Source organism: Pseudomonas sp. FA-1 (assembly GCF_056856075.1).
On sequence record NZ_JBWXTH010000014.1, the window covers coordinates 59,493 to 80,170 of the forward strand.

Below are 20,678 nucleotides of genomic sequence, written 5' to 3' on the forward strand. Positions count from 1 at the left end.
CTTAGACGATGGGGTCATGCACGGTCACCAGCTTGGTGCCGTCGGGAAAGGTCGCCTCGACCTGCACGTCATGCAGCATCTCAGGCACGCCCTCCATGACCTGTTCTCGCTGCAGCACCTCACGGCCCAGGCTCATCAGCTCGGCCACACTGCGCCCATCGCGCGCACCCTCCAGCACTGCGGCGCTGATCAGCGCCACCGCCTCGGGGTAGTTGAGCCTCAAACCACGTGCCAGGCGCCGCTCGGCCAACAGCGCGGCGGTGAACAGCAGCAGTTTGTCTTTCTCTCTCGGGGTCAGCTCCATGGCGTCTCTCTCAGGTGGCCCAGATGCGCGGCGGGCACGGCGCCAGGCCAAGGACGGCCGGACGCAGCATGTGCCAGAGGCGCTGCAGGGTGTGTTGCAGGTTTTGGTTGTCGTGGTCGAGCAAGCGAATCACCAGTAGCTGCCCAAGCAAGGTTGCGCCCGCCGGATTGCCCAGGCCTTCGAGCACTCGCCTGGCCTTCTCCAGCACAGCGCTAGTTGCAGGCGCGGCGCAGAAAGTGGCGACCAAGGGATGACCGCCCAGCTTCTCCAGCCGACCGTCTTCGATACGCAACCGCTCGTGCAGGCCGATGTCGTCAGGCATTTCGATATGCAGGCGATTGTCCAGGGCCCCCTGCGCGAAGCGCTCGCCCATCACCGGTCGGCCCAGGCACAGGGTCTCCCAGGCCAGCAACCGGGCGCCGGGTTCGAGGGTGAAGCGGCTGTCGAGGCGGGCCCGGGCCCCGTCGAAGAAGATGCTGTCCTGAGGCAGCCATTCCAGGGTGCTGCCGGCGGCCAGGTGGAAACGCTGCACGAGCTGCGCGGTCGGGCCGATGCTGCGGTAGAACTTGCTCGCCCCCGGCATGGTCAACAGCGCGTGGCTGCCCGGTTCGAGGTGAACATCCAGTGCTAGCCGGTCACCGGCGACGATGCCGCCAGGCGGATGCAACACATAGACATGGCACGGCGCGCCTTCGGGGTGAAACGGGCGCTGCACCAAAAGAGGACCGACGTGCCGCCGCGCACCAAGGCAGGTCATGCCCTGACGCTGGATGAAGCGCAATTGCAACTGCGCACGCCAGCCTGTCTCCTGCCCGTTCTGTTCGACCTGCTCTGCCAACGACATCCTGTAGCCCTTGCTGTACCGGGCCTCACGGCCATCGGAAAGGTCGCGCACAACGCCATGCAGCGACGTTGGCCTGACCATTCGATCAATATTCGCTGGCTGGGATATAGCAGGGAGTGGGCCAACTTTGCAGGTGAACCTTGATGAAACCTTTCATGCCCTTTGCGTAACGCGTTGCAGATCCAAGCCGATACAACCTGGCGTCAATTCATGACTGGACGTTTCCGATCCGCGGCGGATGTATTATCGTGGCGAGGTGCGCATATAAAAGCAGCCTGAGCGATCAGGCCCTAGGCAATACAAGAGGGTGTCATGAGTAACGAGAGCATTAACTGGGACAAGCTGGGCTTCGACTATATCAAGACCGACAAGCGCTACCTGTCCGTATGGCGCAACGGCGAGTGGGACAAAGGCACCCTGACCGAAGACAATGTGCTGCACATCAGTGAAGGCTCCACCGCCCTGCACTATGGCCAGCAATGCTTCGAAGGCCTGAAGGCCTATCGTTGCAAGGACGGTTCGATCAACCTGTTCCGCCCCGACCAGAACGCCGCCCGCATGCAGCGCAGCTGCGCCCGCCTGCTGATGCCGCAGGTGCCGACCGACGTGTTCATCGAGGCCTGCAAGCAAGTGGTCAAGGCCAACGAGCGCTTCGTGCCGCCGCACGGCAAGGGTGCCCTGTACCTGCGCCCGTTCGTGATCGGCACCGGCGACAACATCGGCGTGCGCACCGCCCCCGAGTTCATCTTCTCGATCTTCGCCATCCCGGTCGGCTCGTACTTCAAAGGTGGCATGAAGCCGCACAACTTCGTGATCTCCAGCTACGACCGCGCGGCCCCGCAAGGCACCGGCGCAGCCAAGGTCGGTGGCAACTACGCAGCCAGCCTGATGCCAGGCGCCGAGGCCAAGAAGAACAACTTCGCCGACGCCATCTACCTGGACCCGCTGACCCACAGCAAGATCGAGGAAGTCGGCTCGGCCAACTTCTTCGGCATCACCAAAGACAACGAGTTCGTCACGCCGAAGTCGGCCTCCGTGCTGCCAGGTATCACCCGCCTGTCGCTGATGGAACTGGCTGCCTCGCGCCTGGGCTTGAAAGTGGTCGAGGGCGACGTCGAGATCAACAAGCTCGACCGCTTCATCGAAGCCGGTGCCTGCGGTACTGCCGCGGTGATCACGCCGATCGGTGGTATCGAGTACAACGGCAAGCTGCACGTGTTCCACGACCTGGAAAAAGTCGGCCCGGTTACCCAGAAGCTCTACAACGAGCTGACCGGTATCCAGAGCGGTGACGTCGAAGCGCCAGCAGGCTGGATCGTCAAGGTCGCCTGAGGCTTCGGCCTGCTCTGAAACGCGGGGCATGCCAGCCATGGCATGCCCCGTTTTCGTTTGGCGATCGAGTTCTGGGCGCCAGATGAATTTTTCTTAAATCCGCCGTTGTCTATTCTTTGGCACAATCGAGTCTCCAATCGCTGCCCAGGTACTAGCATGCCCCGCGTACTGACCATCGAAGACGACGCCGTTACCGCCCAGGAGATCGTCGCCGAACTGTCCAGCCATGGCCTGGAGGTGGACTGGGCCGACAATGGCCGCGAGGGCCTGTCCAAGGCCATCGGCGGTGGCTATGACCTGATCACCCTGGACCGTATGCTGCCGGAGGTCGATGGCCTGACCATCGTCACCACCTTGCGCAACCTGAAGATCGCCACCCCGATCCTGATGATCAGCGCGCTGTCCGATGTCGACGAGCGGGTGCGGGGCCTGCGTGCCGGGGGTGACGACTACCTGACCAAGCCCTTCGCCTCCGACGAGATGGCCGCCCGGGTCGAGGTGCTGCTGCGTCGCAACAGCGTGCCCATGACCCAGACCCGGCTGCAGGTAGCCGACCTGGAGCTGGACCTGATCAGCCACGAGGCCCGCCGTGGCGAGCAGACCCTCAACCTGCTGCCCACCGAGTACAAGTTGCTGGAGTACCTGATGCGCCATGCCGGCCAGGTGATCACCCGGATGATGATCTTCGAGGAAGTCTGGGGCTATCACTTCGACCCGGGCACCAACCTGATCGATGTGCACATCGGCCGCCTGCGCAAGAAGATCGACCCGCCCGGCCAGAGCCCGCTCATCCGTACCGTGCGGGGCTCCGGCTATGCCATTGCCGAACCCGTCTAAGGGCTGGAGTTCTTCGACCAGCCGCCTGCTGGCACTGTACAGCTTTCTGTTCGTGGCCTGGAGCAGCATCCTCATGGGGGTGCTGTACTTCGAAGTGTCCAGCTACCTGAACAAGCTCACCCGCCATTCCATGCTGCAGCGCCAGCATCTATTCGCCCATATGACCGGTAAGCAGCTGGACGATGCCTTGATCGCAAGCCAGGCCTTCGAGGAGCGCAGCTTCGATGCCTACGGCCTGTTCGATGCCCAGCTCAACCCGATCAGCGGCCGGATCCGCGCCATTCCGCCAGAGCTCGGCCTGGACGGCCAAGTCCATGAGCTCAAGCGCTGCCTGGACGCCGACGACCCACACGTACCCCGCGACAGCTGCGATGCGGTGGCGATCCAGGTCAAGGACGGACGCTGGCTGGTGCTGGTGCGTGACAACGGCTCCTTGTTCGTGGTCACCCGGATCATCCTCCATGCCCTGCTCTGGGGCATTTCCCTGACCCTGATCCCCGGCTTCGCCGGCTGGTACCTGCTACGCCGCAGGCCACTCAAGCGCATCCGCGCGATCCAGGCCCAGGCCGAGCTGATCGTCGCCGGCGATCTCACCCATCGCCTACCCCTGTCGGCCCGGCGTGACGAGCTGGACATGCTGGCAGCCATCGTCAATGCCATGCTCGATCGCATCGAACGGTTGATGCACGAGGTCAAGGGCGTCTGCGACAACATCGCCCACGATCTGCGCACACCGCTGACCCGCCTACGGGCCCAGTTGTATCGGATCCGCCAGCAAAGCGGCGACCACGCTCCCGAGGCACAGGCCCTGGACCAGGCAATCGGCGAAACCGATACACTGATGGCGCGCTTCCGTGGCCTGCTGCGCATCAGCGAGCTGGAAGATCGCCAGCGACGCGCGGGCTTCGTCGAACTGGACCCACACGCCTTGCTGGTGGAGCTGCACGACTTCTACCTACCCCTGGCCGAGGATGGCGGCATTCGTCTGGCGCTCGTGCAACCGGAGCAGCTACCGCCCCTGCATGGCGATCGGGAACTGTTGTTCGAGGCACTGGCGAACCTGGTAGGCAATGGCATCAAATTCACCCCCGACGGCGGGCAGGTACGCATCCACGCCAGCCATGATGCCACCGGCGTGCATATCGCCATCGAGGACAGCGGGCCGGGCATTCCCGAGGATGAGCGCGCAGCAGTTTTGAAGCGCTTCTATCGCAGCGAGGAAGGTCATCGTCACCCAGGGTTCGGGTTGGGCTTGTCGATCGTCGCGGCGATCGTCGACCTGCATGGGTTCCGGCTGGAGGTGGGGGCCAGCGAGCTGGGTGGGGCGAAGCTGGTGCTGCATTGCCCTACAGGTGGTCTACCCAAGTAACGAATGGGGCCGCATTGCGGTCCAATCGCGGGACAAGCCCGCTCCCACAGATTCTCCATGACCCTTGGGATCGGTAAACAACCTGTAGGAGCGGGCTTGCCCCGCGATTGGGCTGCAAAGCAGCCCCACTCGATGGATCAGTCAGCCAAGCGCCAGGTGGTCCCGCCCTTGCCGTCTTCGAGCACCACGCCCATGGCGGTCAGCTGGTCGCGGATACGATCGGACTCGGCCCAGTTCTTGTCCGCACGCGCCTGCAGGCGCGCCTGGATCAGTGCTTCTACTTCGGCCGCATCGACCTTGCCTTCGGCACCGGCACGCAGGAAGTCATCGGCCTCCAGCTGCAGCACACCCAGCACATCGCCCAGTTCGCGCAGGCGGCCTGCCAGGCCTGCGGCGGCCTGTGGGTCGACATCGCGCAGGCGGTTGATCTCGCGCACCAGGTCGAACAGCACCGCACAGGCTTCGGGCGTACCGAAGTCATCGTTCATGGCAACGCTGAAGCGCTCGACGAATTCCTCGCCACCCTTGGCGGCCACCCGCGGCAGCCCACGAAGCGCATGGTAGAAGCGCTCCAGGGCCCCCTTGGACTCGCGCAGGCTGTCTTCGGAATAGTTGATGGCGCTACGGTAGTGGCTGGCCACCAGCAGGTAGCGCACCACCTCCGGGTGGTACTTATCGAGTACGTCGCGGATGGTGAAGAAGTTGTTCAACGATTTGGACATCTTCTCGCCGTTGATCCGGATCATGCCGCAGTGCATCCAGGCATTGGCGTACGGTTTGCCGGTAGCCGCCTCGCTCTGGGCGATCTCGTTCTCATGGTGCGGAAACTCCAGGTCGCTGCCGCCGCCATGGATGTCGAAGCTCTCGCCCAGGCAGCAAGTGGACATCACCGAGCACTCGATGTGCCAGCCCGGACGGCCTGGCCCCCATGGCGACTCCCAGCTCGGCTCGCCCGGCTTGGCGGCCTTCCACAGGACGAAGTCCAGCGGGTCCTGCTTGGCCTCACCGACTTCGATCCGCGCACCGATGCGCAGGTCTTCGATCTTGCGCCGCGACAGCTTGCCGTAGCCGACGAACTTACCGACCCGGTAGTACACGTCGCCATTACCCGGCGCGTAGGCGTAGCCCTTGTCGATCAGGGTCTGGATCATCGCGTGCATGCCGGGGATGTGGTCGGTGGCACGCGGCTCCTGGTCTGGCGGCAGGATGTTCAGGCGGCGCTCGTCCTCGTGCATGGCATCGATCATGCGCGCGGTCAGCTCATCGAAACGCTCGCCGTTTTCATTGGCGCGGTTGATGATCTTGTCGTCGATGTCGGTGATGTTGCGCACATAGGTCAGCTCGTAGCCGCTCTTGCGCAGCCAACGGGTGATCAGGTCGAAGGCCACCATGCTGCGGCCATGGCCCAGGTGGCAGTAGTCGTATACGGTCATGCCGCACACGTACATGCGCACCTTGTTGCCGTCCAGGGGCTTGAAGGCTTCCTTGGTCTTGCTCAGGGTGTTGTAGATGGTAAGCACGGCGATTCCTTAGCTGCCCCAGGAGTCACGCAGGGTGACGGTGCGGTTGAACACCGGACGGCCCGGTTGGCTGTCCTTGAGGTCGGCGCAGAAGTAGCCTTCGCGCTCGAACTGGAAGCGGTCCTCAGGCGCGGCCTGGGCCAGCGACGGCTCGGCGCGGCAGCCGGTCAGCACTTGCAGCGAATTCGGGTTGATGTTGTCCAGGAAGCTGCCGCCCTCCTCGGTCTTCTCCGGGTTCGGCGAGCGGAACAGGCGGTCGTACAGGCGCACTTCGCATTCGACGCTGCCTTCGGCCGGCACCCAGTGGATCACGCCCTTGACCTTGCGGCCCTCGGGATTCTTGCCCAGGGTGTCGGGGTCGTACGAGCAGCGCAGCTCGACGATGTTGCCTTCGGCGTCCTTGATGGCTTCGTCGGCACGGATCACATAGCTGCCACGCAGGCGCACCTCACCGGCCGGCTCCAGGCGCTTGTAGCCCTTCGGCGGCTCTTCCATGAAGTCGTCGCGGTCGATGTACAGCTCGCGGGAAAACGGCAGCACGCGCACGCCCATGTCTTCCTTGGGATGACGCGGCAGCTCGAGCTGCTCCACCTGGCCCTCTGGGTAGTTGGTGATGACCACCTTCAGCGGGCGCAGCACGCACATGGCACGCGGCGCGGTGCGGTCGAGGTCGTCACGGATGCTGAACTCGAGCATCGACATGTCGACCACGCCGTCGGAACGGTTGGTGCCGATCATTTCGCAGAAGTTGCGGATCGAGGCCGGCGTGTAGCCGCGGCGACGGAAGCCCGACAGGGTCGACATGCGCGGGTCGTCCCAGGCATCGACGTGCTTCTCGTCCACCAGTTGCTTGAGCTTGCGCTTGGAGGTGATGGTGTAGTTCAGGTTCAGGCGGCTGAACTCGTACTGGCGCGGGCGCGCCGGCACCGGCAGCCTGTCGAGGAACCAGTCGTACAACGGACGATGGCTTTCGAACTCCAGGGTGCAGATCGAGTGGGTGATGCCCTCGATGGCGTCCGACTGGCCATGGGTGAAGTCGTAGTTCGGGTAGATGCACCACTTGTCACCGGTCTGGTGGTGGTGGGCATGGCGGATGCGGTACAGGATCGGGTCGCGCAGGTTCATGTTCGGCGAGGCCATGTCGATCTTGGCGCGCAGCACGCGCTCGCCATCCTTGAACTCGCCGCCCTTCATACGTGCGAACAGGTCCAGGTTCTCCTCGACACTGCGCTCGCGGAACGGGCTGTTCTTGCCTGGCTCGGTCAGGCTGCCGCGGTATTCCTTGGCCTGCTCGGGAGTCAGGTCGCAGACATAGGCATTGCCCGACTTGATCAGCTCGACAGCCCAGTCGTGGAGCTGGTCGAAGTAGTCCGAGGCGAAGCGCACCGGGCCGGCCCACTCGAAGCCCAGCCACTTGACGTCACGCTGGATGGCATCGATGTACTCCTGGTCTTCCTTGGCCGGGTTGGTGTCATCGAAACGCAGGTGGCAGACACCACCGAACTCCTTGGCCAGACCGAAGTTCACGCAGATCGACTTGGCATGGCCGATGTGCAGGTAGCCGTTGGGCTCCGGCGGGAAGCGGGTGACGATGCTGCTGTGCTTGCCCGAGTCCAGGTCGGCCTGGACGATCGGCCGCAGGAAGTTCGCAGGGACGGCGGGAGCGCCTTTGGCAGCGGCGTTGGGCGCGTTGTCGGCAGTGGGCTTGCTCATAGGATCCTTGAATGCTGGTGTTCGGCCTGGGTAGGCCGATTGAATCAAAGGGCCTATCATAGCCGAAGCAGTCAAGCTGCTGACAGCCGGGCTCGGACAAACAGGCGCGATTTATCGCAGCTATTTGTCGCAAGCTGGCAAAATGGCCGCCGCGTGCCTTGTGTCGTGGTCGCCCGATCCTGCGTCAGGTGACAAGTACGCGCCCTGCGCACCCTAATTCCCGAATGCCTTGAAAGAGCGAATTCCAGCATGTCCAAAGTCAAACTGAGCACCAACCACGGCGACATCGTCCTGCAACTGGACGCCGAAAAGGCACCGAAAACCACCGAGAACTTCATTCAATACGTCAAGGACGGCCACTACGACGGCACCGTCTTCCACCGCGTGATCAACAACTTCATGATCCAGGGCGGTGGCTTCGAAGCCGGCATGAAGCAGAAACCGACCCGCGCGCCGATCCAGAACGAAGCCGACAACGGCCTGAAGAATGCCAAATACAGCATCGCCATGGCCCGCACCATGGAGCCGCACTCCGCTTCGGCGCAGTTCTTCATCAACGTAGCCGACAACGACTTCCTCAACCACAGCGGCAAGAACGTCCAGGGCTGGGGCTACGCGGTGTTCGGCGAAGTGATCGAAGGCCGTGAAGTGGTCGATGCCATCAAAGGCGTGTCCACCGGTTCCAAGGCCGGCCACCAGGACGTGCCGAAGGACGACGTGATCATCGAGAAAGCCGAGATCATTGAGTGATCCTGCTGATCTCCGATCTGCACCTGCAAGAAGAACGCCCGGACATCACCCGGGCGTTTCTTGATCTGCTCGATGGCCGCGCCCGCCATGCCAAGGCGCTGTACATCCTCGGCGACTTCTTCGAGGCCTGGATCGGCGACGACGCCATGACGCCCTTCCAGCAGTCGATCTGCCAGGCCCTGCGACGGCTGAGCGACAGCGGTACGGCGGTCTACTTGATGCACGGCAACCGCGACTTCCTGATCGGCCAGGCCTTCTGTGAAGCCGCGGGCTGCACGTTGCTGGACGACCCCTGCGTGGTACAGCTCGGTGGCGAGGCGGTGTTGCTGATGCATGGCGATACCCTGTGCACCCGCGACCTGGCCTACATGAAACTACGCCGCTACCTGCGCAACCCGCTGAGCCTGTGGATCCTGCGGCACCTGCCGCTGTCCACCCGGCAGAAGCTGGCGCGCAAGCTGCGTAGCGAAAGCCGCTCGCAAACACGCATGAAATCGACAGAGATCGTGGATGTCACGCCTGAAGAAGTGCCCAAGGTGATGGCGGCCCATGGTGTTCGCACTCTGATCCATGGCCATACCCACCGGCCAGCGATCCACAAGCTGACGGTCGATGGCCAGCCTGCCCGGCGCATCGTGTTGGGGGACTGGGATCGCCAAGGCTGGGCGTTGCAGGTCGACGAGCAAGGCTTCCAGCTGGCGCCGTTCGGCTTGCGCTGATTCGGCGCCCTGGCAAGGCTGCTGAACCTTTCATCCCGAGCAAGCCCGCCCCACAGGTGCCAAGCCGATCACAAGGTCCAGGCTTTGCAGGATCGTGTGGGAGCGGGCTTGTCCCGCGATGGGGCGTAGCCTATATCAGCGGGTGGTGCCCACTGCCGTGCCCTTGTCAGCCTCACTGATCACATACCGACGGTACTGTGGGTCAGCCTTGATCTGCGCCTCGGTGAAGGGAATCGGAGCCAATTGCTTGGCCGCGAACGCCCGGGTCTGATCGTTTGCATGGGCCGATTCCGCCTCGCTGGACTGGGAGAACGCTAGCAATCCGAACGCTTGCGGCCCCTGCTCGTTAAAACTGACCAACTGTAAGTAGCTGGTACCGCTGACCACCAGACGCTTGCCTGCCCCATCGGGCACGCTGTACATGGCGTTGTACACGCCCAATTCCTGGGGGCCACCTGGCACCGGAGTGCCATCGGCCGACTGCTGCACCTGCCCCCAGCGGCTGTCGCTCGCAATCCCGGCCTTGCCTACCCGCTCCAGGGAAGCCAATACGGCCTCGTGTACGCGTTGGCGCACCGCCGCCTGCTCCACCGCAAGCCCGCGCGGGGTGTGCTGGGGATCGACTGGGTCGAAGGCCACCCGCCATATGTTTGATTGGGCCACCAGCGCGTCGAAGATATTGGCGAAATGCAACAGGCCGATGCCACTGGCCAGGTCAGCCTTGCCGTCCCAGGCTGCCAGGCTTGCACACACCGCCTGGACGTCGGCGGGCGCGGTCTTGCACCAGGCCAGCAGGTCCGGCAGCACCAGGCTGGCTGCGTACACCTCATCGTCCAGCACCATGCGCTGCAGGTCTTCCAGCGTCAGCTTGCCATTGCCCTGAAGCCGCTGCAGCGCAAAACGGCTGCGCAGGCCCAGCGGTTGGCCCTCGAGGCTGACCAACGGGGAAAAGCCGGTCAGCGGTTGCGCAGGGTTGGCCATCCAGGCCGGGTCGTTGGAGTTCTGCACGAAGTCTTCGCGCACAAGGCTCGGCAGTAGCCGCGCCGGGAAAATACCCGGCTGGGCTGCCTGGGCGTCGGTCTTCCATTGACATGCGCTGCGCGAGCCATCAAGTACCACCAGCGGGCCGGCGGCCGACGGGTCGCTACAGCGAGCGAGCAGCTCCTGGTCCACATGCGGCACTACGGACTGGTTCAGGTAGGCCGCCTGGCCACCTGCATCGACCGCCAGGGTATTGACCCAAGGGATGCCCTGCAACTGCGCCACCGTACGCTTCAGGCCATCCAGGCTGTCGGCATGGTTGATGGCGTACCACTGCTGCAGCACCCGGGTATTGTCCAGGTTGGCATCGCGCAGGCTGTAGGCGAACCGGTTGTCCCAATCCAGCCGGCCCGGCCAGCGCACCACAGGGCCGAACGTCGAGGCGTAGACCTGTCGCTCGACCTGCTGCAATTGGCCGTCCTCACCTTTGACCGCGACGCTCAAGGTCTGGCGACTCAGTGGCAAGAATTTTCCATCGAGCAAGTAGCGTGTCGGGTCCTTCGGGTCGAGCTGCAACCTGTACAGCGTGAAATGCTTCGAGGTATCGACCGTATGGGTCCAGGCCAGGTGGCGGTTGAAGCCGATATTGACCACCGGCAAGCCTGGCAAGGCGGCGCCCATGACATCCAGCTGGCCTGGGATGGTCAGTTGCATCTGGTAGAACCGCAGGCCGCCCACCCAGGGGAAATGCGGATTGGCCAGCAACAAGCCACCACCGTTGGCCGACCGTCGCGCCCCTACCGCCACCGCGTTGCTGCCACGGGCCATGGCGAACTGCGCCTGACGGCCCAGGGCCAGGCTGAAATCTTCCTTGCCCAGGCGCGCAGCCCGCTCAGGCGGAGCAGCCGCCACCAGCGCCTCGGCGAATTGGCCAACTCCGCCTTCAACCAGGAGCCGACGGGTCAGCTTGGCCAGATCGAGGCTGCTGATCGGCCGCAACCAGTCCCCCTGGCCGCACTCAGCAGGCAAGCCCTGTGCCCGACGCTCGACCAGCGCGCGGTTGTAGCCCTGGACATAGCCCTCCAGCAAGTCGCGCACCGGCGCTGGCTGGGCTTCAAGGAAACCCTTGACCGCAGAGTCTGCATTGAGCCAGGCGAAGAAGAAGTCACTGTCCAGGTTCGCACGCTGCTCCACAGTTCTGCCCTGGGCGCCGAAGTAACGGGAACGCTCGCCGTTGACGGTCACGACCTCATTGGCCAACAGGCACAGGTTGTCCTGGGCGTAGGCATAGCCGATGCCATAGCCCAGACCTCGTTCGTTTTCGGCCAGGATGTGCGGAACACCGAAACTGGTACGGCGGATCTGTGCCGAGGCCTCGCCAGCGGCTTCCCGCGCCTGGGCTGCCAGGCCAGATGCAATCAATACGGCTGCCAGGCCAAGACGGGTCATAGGACGCGAAAATGTACGCACGGACACTCCTGGAGTTGGGGATATCCCGTACAGACGAACAGCACACTGGAAATTTTACGCAGGCCAAGGCCCTGCATCGTCATGAACAGGACCTGAACATTATTTTTTCATCGTGGGCTGCAGTTTTGTCCGTCTCATTCGTCATACCCAATGAGGCACCCTTGTTTTCGGGACAGTCCACGAAAAGGAGCATTCACATGTACAACCCACAACCTGCATTGCAGAGCGCCCGCAACCCGGGCCCCAGCAGTGCCGGGCCAATCCCCGGCACCCCCGCACGCGCCGGCAACGAACAGATTCGCGAATTGCTGCGGGCCTTTGGGCTGCGCACCAGCCTGATCCGCCTGAAGGTCATCGATGCCTTGCATGCGGCTGACCGGGACGGCCGCAGCATTGGCGTGCGCGGCGTTCATGCACAACTCGAGCAGTTGGATATTCCGTTGTCGTTCCTCAGCGTGCGCGAGGTGCTCAAGCGATTGTGCGCCGAGGGCGTGATCCGCCTGGGCAGCGACAAATGCTACAGCCTCAACCCCGAAGCACGAGCTGTATTGGAGCAGCCCATGTCGAGCTGAAGGCATGGCCGGCCAGGGTTGGCCGGCCTGGCAGGTTCAGGGCTTCGGCCCGACCTTGCGGCGCAGGATACCGTTGATCACCACCACGACCACCGCGATGGCAATGGCGATGTATTGGAAGGTCTGCTCGCTGATGGTCCCCTGTTTCTGCAGGTAGGACAGGCCCAGCATGAGGCCCAGCACCACCAGTATGATCAGGATGGAATATTTCAGGCGTTGCACATGTGTCATCGAAGGTTCCTTGCAGCATCAGGGACAGAGAGCTCGCGTCGAGCCGGGGCCATGATACAACGTCACCGGTCGCGTTTCCTGCTGCCTGCCCCTTTCCCCACCTGAAAGCATCCAGTCTCCCCCACACCCTGATCGGAGACCACCCGATGCGTACTGTCCACGTGATCTACTGCCTGCTCCTGCTGACGTCCCCTGCCGCCATGGCATTGGACGCCACGACGCTTTCCAACGACCAACTGCACCGGCTCGCCCGTGAGCTGGAACCTCGCGCCGGCTCCAGCCAATGGCAGCAACTCTGGCAGAACATGCGCCGAGCCGGCTATTTCAATTCTCGCCCCGGCCAGCTGCACCTGGCCATACCGCAAGCCCAGCTGCCCGCCCTGGCCCGACAGACACTGACCGAGGCCGACCAGGCAGCCCCTTTGGACACGGCTCGGGTTCGTTATCGCAAGGACTTCAGCCCCCGGGTCATCGGGCGGCGCGATGCCGAGCGTTTCAGTGCCCTATGCCTGGAAGTCGACTGGCGTGCGGTTCCGCAGTCCCTGGCCCATGCACCGAAGGCCTATTTGGGCATGGTCGGCTTGCTACAGGGGTACCCCTGCCTATGAGGGTACTACCACCCTTTGAAGTTCGCGACGCAGCAAGAAACGGGCACTCAAGGCTTGCGGGTCGGGACTGAAGGCATCTCCTACATGCGCAACCACCGCTGCCTGCAAATACTCGGGGCCTGAGGCTACATCCTGCGATCCGCTTGGCGCCTAGCAGGTCGACTAGGTGCTGCCTGAGAATCGACGCAGGTGATCGGACAGGTCGCCCTGACGGCACACTGCCGACAGCCTGCGCCACCAGAGACATCACACCTGGCGCCTGCTCATTTTCGAGGGAACCCCATATGGAATTGCCAGACCTCAATCGCATCGACATTTCCCAATTGCCCCACTCTTTGCAATCACTGATCGAATGCATCGGCATCGAAAACGCCTACCGCCTGACCTGCGCCTATGGCGGGCGGCCGAAATACATTCCCAAGCATCTCGAACGCACCAAACTCGCCGACGTGCTCCCCGCCGAAGCGCTGCAAGCATTGATCAAGCGCTTTGCCGGGGTTGCGCTGGAAATTCCCAAGCCGGATCACTTCCTGCGCCAGTTGCGCAACCTGCAGATTCAGCAGGAAAGCGCCGACGGCCTGTCTCGTAGTCTCCTGGCGGACAAATACGGTTTGAGCCTGCGCCAGATAGGCAACATTCGCCGCCAGGACAACCATGTCCGTTGAAACCCAACCGCCCACTGCCCCTATAAGGAACAAACCCAATGTCCATCGATAACAACCTGATCGGCTCGGTCATCAATGCACTGCCCATGGATCGCATGATTGCAGCGCCTTTACAGGCGATGATCGACGCTCAAGTCACGGCCAGCCAATCCTATGCCGACTTTCTCATGCAGGTCTGTATCAAGGATGGCAAGGCCGTTGCCATCGAATTCAACTACGACGAAACCCTCGTAGACGAGCAAGGCCTGCACCAGGGGACGGTCAGCCGAGCCATGCAGATCCCGTTGATGGCGGCGATCACGCACCCCAACATCTGTATCGAAGAGGGCCGTGTCGAATTCGAGCTGACCATCAGCCAGATGGCCGAAACCCGCTCGAACTCCGAATTCAATGGCGAAGCGGAAGCCTCGCTGGGTTGGGGTCCGTTCAAGCTGAACGTGAAGGCCAGTGCCAGCCATAAATCGGAACAAACCCGCAAAAGCGATACCCGTGCACGCTATGCCTTCAATACCACGGTGCGCCGTCAGGACCCACCCGAAGCACTGCAACGGGTCATGGACTACCTGACCGATGCTGCCACCAAACCGACCGTGATCAAGGACATCACACCCGAGAAACCGGACCTGCCACAGGAAACCCCGGAGCTACCGAACTCGGGTAACTGATTCCGACGCCTTGCCCGACCACCCAGCCCCCGCCGCCGAGCGGGGGTCCGTGCACCTATCGAGGAATACTTTGCGTGGATACCCGCCCCACCAGCCAAGCCCCCATGACATCGAGCGATCTGTCCGACATCACGCGCGGCTTGCAGGAAGCTGCAGCCGCCACCAATACGTTGATCGCCCAGCAATACATCAAGCTGTTCGACCAATTCTTCGACTACGACCCCGAGCAACTGGGGGCCCCTATGAAAGCCAAGATGGTGGAGATCGCCATGGACGGCCAGCATACCTTGCAGATTCCATTGATCGCCCTGGTGTCGCCGCGAGGCCTGGCCCTGGAGCGCATGCAGGTCGACCTCTCGGTCAGGGTCAACGGGATAGATGCGGGCGACCCGCACAAGGATACCCATGACAATGGCACGGCCCGCTTCCAGGTCACCGTCGGGGCCAATGGCCGTCGCGGGGACCAGCGCGACCCGGACGAAGTACAGATCCGCATGCAGTTCCAGGCGTGCGAACCGCCCGAGGCGATCAACCGCTTGATCGAGGAATACACCAACCTCATCGTGCCCCAGCGCCAAAACGCCCCATCCACGAGGGATGAGGCGTCCAATGAGTTCATTGAGGCAGCGACCGTTCGCTGAGCGCTAGAAGTCCCGCCTGTAGAAGATATCCAGCGAACTGGCCAAGCCGCTGGCCGCCTCCAGGTAGACCTTCTTGCTCAGTTTGTAACGCAAGGCGATGGTGTTGGCGGGCTCGAACACGCCGACACCATAGCGCAAGCTCAGCCGCTCGGTGATGTTGCCGCTGGCGACCACACTGGTGCTGTTGCCCGTCCCTTCGGAACCCAACTGGAAGTCCTCGATGCCAAGGCTCGAGGCCAGCCCACCGGTCAGCTCCTCGCCGCCCAGCAACCCCAGCCCCAGGGCTGCCTGGGCCAACATATTGTTGTCCTCGCCGCTTGTCGCCAAAGGCCTGCCCAACACCAGGTAGGACAACGCCTGCTCCTGGCCCATGGCAGGTTCGGAAAACACCTTGGTGGTCGGCTGCTCGGCGCTGCCGCTCAGGCGAATACCCGCGATCACGTCATCGACCCGACGGATCGCCTCGATATCCAGGTACGGCTGGTCGATGGGCCCGGCAAACAACAAGCGCGCCCGCCGGATGATCAGGTTCTGGCCATATTTGCGATAACGTCCTTCGGCAAGGCTGAGCTCACCGCGGGTGTCCATGTTGTTGCCGATATGCACATGGCCGAGCAGGTTGGCAGTCAAGCCAAAGCCTTTGAACGACAGCTTGTCACGCCCTACCTCGACATCGATGTCCATGTCCATGGCCAGCGGCGGCTTGCCTTCTTCGGTCTGCTCGCCGACGATCACCGTGTCATCGGAGACCTTGACGGTCGAGGGCGGCAGTTCGCGCACGGTGATCTTGCCCTTGGGCACCTGCACCTTGCCGGCGATCGACAGTCGCTCATCGGCCAGGCGGATGTTCAGGTCAGGGGCAACCTCCAGGTCTGCGTAAGGTTCGACATGCACCGGCAATTGCTGGCCACTCAAGCGTAGGTCCATTGCCAGTGCCTGCCCCCAGGTCAGGTTGCCCTCGAGCCGACCACGGCCGGCCGGCCCACTCTGCCAGTTCCCCTGCAACTGTACCTGCTCGCCGGCGATCAGCGCCTGCAACGAGAGGTCTTCGAGACTGACCGGCAGCTCGGCCCCACTCACTTCGCCGCCGCTCAACGCCAGGTTGCCTGTGACCTGAGGACTCAGCAGCGTGCCAGACAACCGTCCGCTGCCATTGAGCTGGCCGGCCAGGCGCTCGACCATCGGCACGAATGGCCGGGCGATCGACAGGTCCAGGCCGGCCAGGCGGAAGTCGCCGCTCAGCGGTTTGTCCTTGCCCAACGGGTCGAGCCGGGTAACCAGGGACAGCTCGCCCAGGCGCTGGCCACGAAAATCCAAGCGGGTGTCGACACGGCGCGGGGCAAGGGTGCTGTCCAGGCGCAGGACCTGGTACGGGAAATCGACCCAACGGCCATTGTCGCGAATACGCAACGTCCCATCGCCCGCGTCCACCCGCAAGGTGCCCTTGGGCCCACCGGCGGGGATATCCAGGTTGATGTCGGCATTGAGCAGGCCCTGCCAGGCAAAGTCCTTGGGCAACCATTGCGCCAGGCTGTCCAGCGGGAACTGCTTGAGGTGATAACGCAGGCGTGGCTCCGGCGCCAGACGTTGGTCTTCGCCGCACAGGCTCGCCTGACCGGAGCGCCAGCAATGGGCGCCGAAGTCCAGTTGCCCGCTGGCCAAGCGCTGCAGCTTGGCCGGGGCCTGCAAGCGCCAGTCCTGGCCGCCTGCCTGGATACGCCCGGAGGCCAGGCGCCCCCGCCAATCGCCCTTGGTCAGCTGGCCGTCCACGGCCAGGTCGAGCTTGAGCTGCGGCCCATCGAGGGCCAGGGTGGCGGCTTGCTGGCGGATATCGCCCTTGCCGTCGATGTCCAGGTTGCCCAATGCGGTTTCGCCTAGGCGGATATTGCCGGCCTTGAGCGTGACCCGCCCGCGTTGAGCACTGTCCAGGCGCGCGTCCAGGCCCAGGCGCTGGATACGGTTTTCGGCCTGGCCCAGCTGTTGGCCTTGCAGCGTCAGCGTGCCTTGCGGAGCAGCCAGGGTACCGGCCAGGTCCAGGCGCCCCTTGGCCTGCCCTTGTAACCTGGGCCAGAGCTGCCCCAAACGCGGCAGGTCGAGGTCGATTCGCCCGGCCAGGCGCTGCTGCAGGCTGGCGCTGCCGTTGATACGGTTGTCACCCAGCTGCACCGCCAGGCTGCCGAGGGTCCAGTTCTCCCCTGCCCCTTCGGTCTCGACCTTGAGCACAGCCGGTTGACCGCGCAGGCGCCCCTTGAGGTCGAGCTGCGCCTGCAGCTGCAGACGCTCGTTCTTCAGCTCGCCCTTGCTGCGCAACGGCCCGGCCAGGGTACCTGGCAATTCCGCCAGCCAATAGGCCGGGTCGAGCGCCGACAATTGAAGGTCGACATCCCAGGCCAGGGTATCGGCGAAGCGGATCGCCACACTGCCGGCAGCCCTGCCCTGCCCGGCGCTCACCGCCAGCGCAGGCAAACGTACCTGAGTCAGGTCACCGTCGAACGGGCTGGCTACGCTGAAGGCACCTGCCGGTCCATCGAGGTCACCCTTGAAGGCGCCCGTGTAGCTGTCATCGCGGTAGTGCACCTGGGCGTTGAAACGCTTGAGGGTGACCTGCGGTGCCACCTCCATGGGGTACAGGCGCAACCAGGGGAAGTCCAGCCAGTCGACCTGGGCATCGGCCGTCAGCCCCTGCTGCCAGTCAGCGCTGGCTTGCAGCTTGACCCGCTGGGTGTCGCTGGCATTGAGGTCCAGGGCATCGAGGCGAGCGCCCTTGGCATCAACCCTGCCGCCCAGCGCCAGGCCGATGGGACCTTGCTCGGCTGGCAGGCTGGCCGAACCCGCCAGTTGATAGCCGCTGAGCAGGTCGCCCTTGGCCTCCAGCCGCAGCTGGTTCAGTTGCACGGTATCCGGCAACGATGCCGCAGGCTTGAAGGCGTCCGCGCGAATGCTCAGGGTGGCCGGCAAATGTTCGGCCAAGGCCTGCAGACGGCCCTCCAGGCGGGCGTCGAGGTAACCGCTGCTGGTGGCATCGATGACGAGCGACTTCTGCAGCTCACCCTCGATGGCCAACGCCAGTTGCCAGGGCTTGCCTTGCATCTCGGGCAGCTGCAGCGTGCCGGTCACCTGCAGGGGCCAATCGGCTTCGGGCTTGAGATCACCTTGCAGGTCCAGGCGCAGGTCGTCGCGCTGCAGCCGCAGGGTGTCGATGCGCAGGCCGTTGGCCGCCCAATGAGCCGCCAATTGCATATCGCCCAACAGGTCGTTGCCATCCAGGCGCAACCGCCCGAGCTTGACCTCACCCAGTTCGATGGCGATGGGCAGCCTCAAGCTGGGCAGTTGCAGCGGCCCGCCGTCCGCCTGTGCCTCGTCCTGGGCGAACACCATGTCGACCTGCTCGGCCTGCACCCGCTCCAGGCACAAGGTGGCGCGCAGCAGACACAGCGGCGACCACGCCAGCTGCACAGCCTGTACCTGGACTTGGCTTGCGCCGTCGGCCCATACCAGTCGCTCGGCCTGCCAGCTACCACCCAGGCGACCCTGGAAGTGGGTGACCTCAAGCCCGGGGACGCGCCCCAGGGCCCAACGGCCGCCTGCCTCGCTCCCCAGGAGCAGGCCCAGCACCAGGGCCGCCAGCAACAACAGACCCAGCAACGCCAGGAGAATGGGTTTGAACACACGCGTCACAGCTCAGGCCCCATGGAGAAGTGCAAGCGGATACCACCGTCGTCGTCCAACGCATGGGCCAGGTCCAGGCGCAGTGGCCCGACTGGTGAAACCCAACGCACGCCGATGCCGACACCGGTCTTGAGGCTGGGCAGTTCCAGCGAGTTGAACGAGTTGCCCTGGTCGACGAATGTCGCCACCCGCCACTTGTCCGCCACCGAATATTGGTATTCGACACTCCCGGCCATCAGGTAGCGGCCGCCGATGCGGTCGCCATCGCTGTTCTTCGGTGACAGGCTCTGGTAGTCGTAGCCGCGCACGCTCTGGTCGCCGCCGGCAAAGAAGCGCAACGATGGCGGAACATTCTGCTTGTAGCCGTTGGTGGCACTGCCGCCGAACTGTACGCGCCCGAGCACACGATGGTTCTGCCCCAGGGTGGTCAGGCCCTTGAGCAGCACATTGCCATGCAACAGGTTGGTGTCCGACACCAACCCGTCCTTGGCCCCCTGCAAGTCGAACTGCAAGCGATAGCCATTGTGCGGGTCGATGCGATTATCGCTGCGCAGGTAGGAGAAACTTACGCCCGGCATCAACAGATTGCTCAGCCCCGAATCGTCGCCCAGCCGGTACTCCTCGCGCTGGTATTTGAGCGAAATCACCCGCTGCCAGCCACTGGGCAACTTGCTGTGCCACTCCGGGCCGACCGTCAGCAGCTTGCTCAAGGTATCGGTGCCGGCGATCTCTTCGTTCTGGTAGCCGCCTGCAAAGCGCAGCTTGTCGGTCAGCGGCGGGTCCAGGGGAATGTCGTACCACAGGCCGACGTTCTGCCGAGGAGCCGACAGTTCGGTCTCCCAGCCATAGCTGTGCCCCTGGGGGTTGACCCAGTGGCGGGTCCAGTTGGCCTTGCCGCGCGGGCCGACGTCCGTCGAAAAACCCAGGCCAAGGCCCATGGTGCGTGGCTTGCGGGTTTGCAGGTGGACATCCACCGGGATCTCTTCGTTGACAGCGGCGGTCGGCGCCGCATCGACCCGCACGCCTTCGAAGTAGCCGCTCGATTGCAGGTCGTTGTTGAGCTCGGCGATCAGCTCGGAATCGTAGGGGGTGCCGGGTTTGAAAGAGACCATGCGCTGCAACAGGTCGTTGTCCAGCGGCGTATCGCCACCGAAGGTCACTGCGCCCATGCGATAACGCGGGCCGCTCTGGTAGATGAGTTCGATGTCGGCGATACCGGCCTGGGGGTCGATTGCCAGACGCTGGCGGGTGAAGTGGCCACTGAAAAACCCATAGCGCGAGGCCTGGTTCTGGATCAGCCGCTTGGCATCCTCGTAGCTGCCATGGTTGAGCTGCTCGCCTGGGCGCAAGGCCTTGCTGTCGGGTACGCGAAACGCCGCGAGCTCGCTGGCCGGCCCCTCGATGCGCACGGTCACATTGCGCAGGTGCACAGGCTCGCCCGGCTCGATGTGGATGATCAGTTGCGGTGGCTTGCCCTGCGCACTCGGCGGCTTGACCTCGGTATCGATCTGCGCCTGGTAGAAGCCCAGGGCCTGGGCGGCCTTGCGCGCCTGTTCCTGGGCCCCACGGCTGAACCGCAACAAGGCCTCCTCGTCACGGTTCCCGAGGCTGCCGATATAGCCTTCGACATTGCTCTTGAGCGCCTTGTTGGCCGGTTTCACCCGCACCAGCAATTCGCTCTGCGCCCATACGGTGGTACTGGCGACCCAAAGAATCAGGCCCCAGCTTAATCTTCCTGAATACGTCATGCGGCACATGCTACCAGAGGCCGGCCCTCCAGGGTGCCGC

At 63.7% G+C, this 20,678-nt stretch carries 18 protein-coding genes; 10 read left to right on the forward strand and 8 right to left on the reverse strand.

What is annotated here, in order from left to right:
- Position 1: 1 nt before the first annotated feature.
- Entirely contained in the window at positions 2-304 is a 303-nt protein-coding gene (locus tag AC1MHZ_RS21560) for an urease subunit gamma (protein WP_084856901.1), read from the reverse strand.
- Positions 305-314: 10 nt separating this feature from the next.
- Positions 315-1,148, reverse strand: a complete 834-nt coding sequence (locus AC1MHZ_RS21565) for an urease accessory protein UreD (RefSeq protein ID WP_084856997.1) — start codon at positions 1,146-1,148, stop codon at positions 315-317.
- Between the two features lie 312 nt (positions 1,149-1,460).
- Between AC1MHZ_RS21565 and AC1MHZ_RS21570 the strand changes: the two genes are divergently transcribed.
- The 3 genes from AC1MHZ_RS21570 to AC1MHZ_RS21580 all read left to right on the forward strand — a co-directional run bounded on the left by AC1MHZ_RS21570 (position 1,461) and on the right by AC1MHZ_RS21580 (position 4,686).
- Positions 1,461-2,480, forward strand: coding sequence for a branched-chain amino acid aminotransferase (locus tag AC1MHZ_RS21570; protein ID WP_084856899.1), 1,020 nt, complete (start codon positions 1,461-1,463; stop codon positions 2,478-2,480).
- A gap of 156 nt (positions 2,481-2,636) precedes the next feature.
- The gene (locus AC1MHZ_RS21575; protein ID WP_084856898.1) at positions 2,637-3,317 is read left to right on the forward strand and encodes a response regulator transcription factor; all 681 of its coding nucleotides are present in this window, start codon (positions 2,637-2,639) and stop codon (positions 3,315-3,317) included.
- The gene (locus AC1MHZ_RS21580; protein ID WP_084856896.1) at positions 3,295-4,686 is read left to right on the forward strand and encodes a sensor histidine kinase; all 1,392 of its coding nucleotides are present in this window, start codon (positions 3,295-3,297) and stop codon (positions 4,684-4,686) included. The genes AC1MHZ_RS21575 and AC1MHZ_RS21580 overlap by 23 nt, the downstream gene beginning before the upstream one ends.
- Positions 4,687-4,823: 137 nt before the next feature.
- Here the strand turns inward: AC1MHZ_RS21580 and cysS are convergent, their stop codons facing one another.
- Positions 4,824-6,206: a cysteine--tRNA ligase gene (cysS, locus tag AC1MHZ_RS21585; RefSeq protein WP_084856894.1), complete on the reverse strand. Its 1,383-nt coding sequence runs from the start codon at positions 6,204-6,206 to the stop codon at positions 4,824-4,826.
- A 9-nt stretch (positions 6,207-6,215) separates the two neighbouring features.
- Positions 6,216-7,919, reverse strand: a complete 1,704-nt coding sequence (locus tag AC1MHZ_RS21590) for a glutamine--tRNA ligase/YqeY domain fusion protein (RefSeq protein WP_084856893.1) — start codon at positions 7,917-7,919, stop codon at positions 6,216-6,218.
- A gap of 249 nt (positions 7,920-8,168) precedes the next feature.
- Here AC1MHZ_RS21590 and AC1MHZ_RS21595 point away from each other — a divergent pair, with 249 nt between their 5' ends.
- Both AC1MHZ_RS21595 and AC1MHZ_RS21600 read left to right on the forward strand, forming a co-directional pair.
- Positions 8,169-8,669: a peptidylprolyl isomerase gene (locus AC1MHZ_RS21595; RefSeq protein WP_084856891.1), complete on the forward strand. Its 501-nt coding sequence runs from the start codon at positions 8,169-8,171 to the stop codon at positions 8,667-8,669.
- Entirely contained in the window at positions 8,666-9,388 is a 723-nt protein-coding gene (locus AC1MHZ_RS21600) for a UDP-2,3-diacylglucosamine diphosphatase (RefSeq protein ID WP_084856889.1), read from the forward strand. Before AC1MHZ_RS21595 ends, AC1MHZ_RS21600 begins: the two co-directional genes overlap by 4 nt.
- Before the next feature lie 135 nt (positions 9,389-9,523).
- Here AC1MHZ_RS21600 and pvdQ read toward each other — a convergent pair whose 3' ends face one another.
- Positions 9,524-11,818: a bifunctional acylase PvdQ gene (gene pvdQ, locus AC1MHZ_RS21605; RefSeq protein WP_482966910.1), complete on the reverse strand. Its 2,295-nt coding sequence runs from the start codon at positions 11,816-11,818 to the stop codon at positions 9,524-9,526.
- Between the two features lie 218 nt (positions 11,819-12,036).
- Between pvdQ and AC1MHZ_RS21610 the strand changes: the two genes are divergently transcribed.
- Positions 12,037-12,411, forward strand: a complete 375-nt coding sequence (locus AC1MHZ_RS21610) for a fe2+ zn2+ uptake regulation protein (protein ID WP_084856886.1) — start codon at positions 12,037-12,039, stop codon at positions 12,409-12,411.
- 36 nt (positions 12,412-12,447) lie between these two features.
- Here the strand turns inward: AC1MHZ_RS21610 and AC1MHZ_RS21615 are convergent, their stop codons facing one another.
- On the reverse strand, positions 12,448-12,642 hold the full coding sequence (locus tag AC1MHZ_RS21615) for a hypothetical protein (protein ID WP_084856884.1): 195 nt from the start codon (positions 12,640-12,642) through the stop codon (positions 12,448-12,450).
- A 146-nt stretch (positions 12,643-12,788) separates the two neighbouring features.
- On the opposite strand from AC1MHZ_RS21615, the gene AC1MHZ_RS21620 reads away from it, so the two are divergent.
- From AC1MHZ_RS21620 to AC1MHZ_RS21635, 4 genes are all read left to right on the forward strand, one after another.
- Positions 12,789-13,250 (forward strand): hypothetical protein, encoded by a 462-nt coding sequence (locus tag AC1MHZ_RS21620; RefSeq protein ID WP_084856882.1) that lies wholly within the window; start codon positions 12,789-12,791, stop codon positions 13,248-13,250.
- Between the two features lie 284 nt (positions 13,251-13,534).
- Positions 13,535-13,915, forward strand: coding sequence for a Mor transcription activator family protein (locus tag AC1MHZ_RS21625; protein ID WP_084856880.1), 381 nt, complete (start codon positions 13,535-13,537; stop codon positions 13,913-13,915).
- A gap of 38 nt (positions 13,916-13,953) precedes the next feature.
- Positions 13,954-14,580 carry a DUF2589 domain-containing protein gene (locus AC1MHZ_RS21630; RefSeq protein WP_084856878.1) on the forward strand — a complete coding sequence of 209 codons (627 nt, stop codon included), beginning with the start codon at positions 13,954-13,956 and terminating at the stop codon, positions 14,578-14,580.
- A gap of 104 nt (positions 14,581-14,684) precedes the next feature.
- The gene (locus tag AC1MHZ_RS21635; RefSeq protein ID WP_084856995.1) at positions 14,685-15,221 is read left to right on the forward strand and encodes a DUF2589 domain-containing protein; all 537 of its coding nucleotides are present in this window, start codon (positions 14,685-14,687) and stop codon (positions 15,219-15,221) included.
- Between the two features lie 3 nt (positions 15,222-15,224).
- Here AC1MHZ_RS21635 and AC1MHZ_RS21640 read toward each other — a convergent pair whose 3' ends face one another.
- Positions 15,225-18,899 (reverse strand): translocation/assembly module TamB domain-containing protein, encoded by a 3,675-nt coding sequence (locus tag AC1MHZ_RS21640; RefSeq protein WP_482966902.1) that lies wholly within the window; start codon positions 18,897-18,899, stop codon positions 15,225-15,227.
- Entirely contained in the window at positions 18,896-20,638 is a 1,743-nt protein-coding gene (locus tag AC1MHZ_RS21645; protein WP_482966903.1) for an autotransporter assembly complex protein TamA, read from the reverse strand. The genes AC1MHZ_RS21640 and AC1MHZ_RS21645 overlap by 4 nt, the downstream gene beginning before the upstream one ends.
- Positions 20,639-20,678 lie beyond the last annotated feature (40 nt).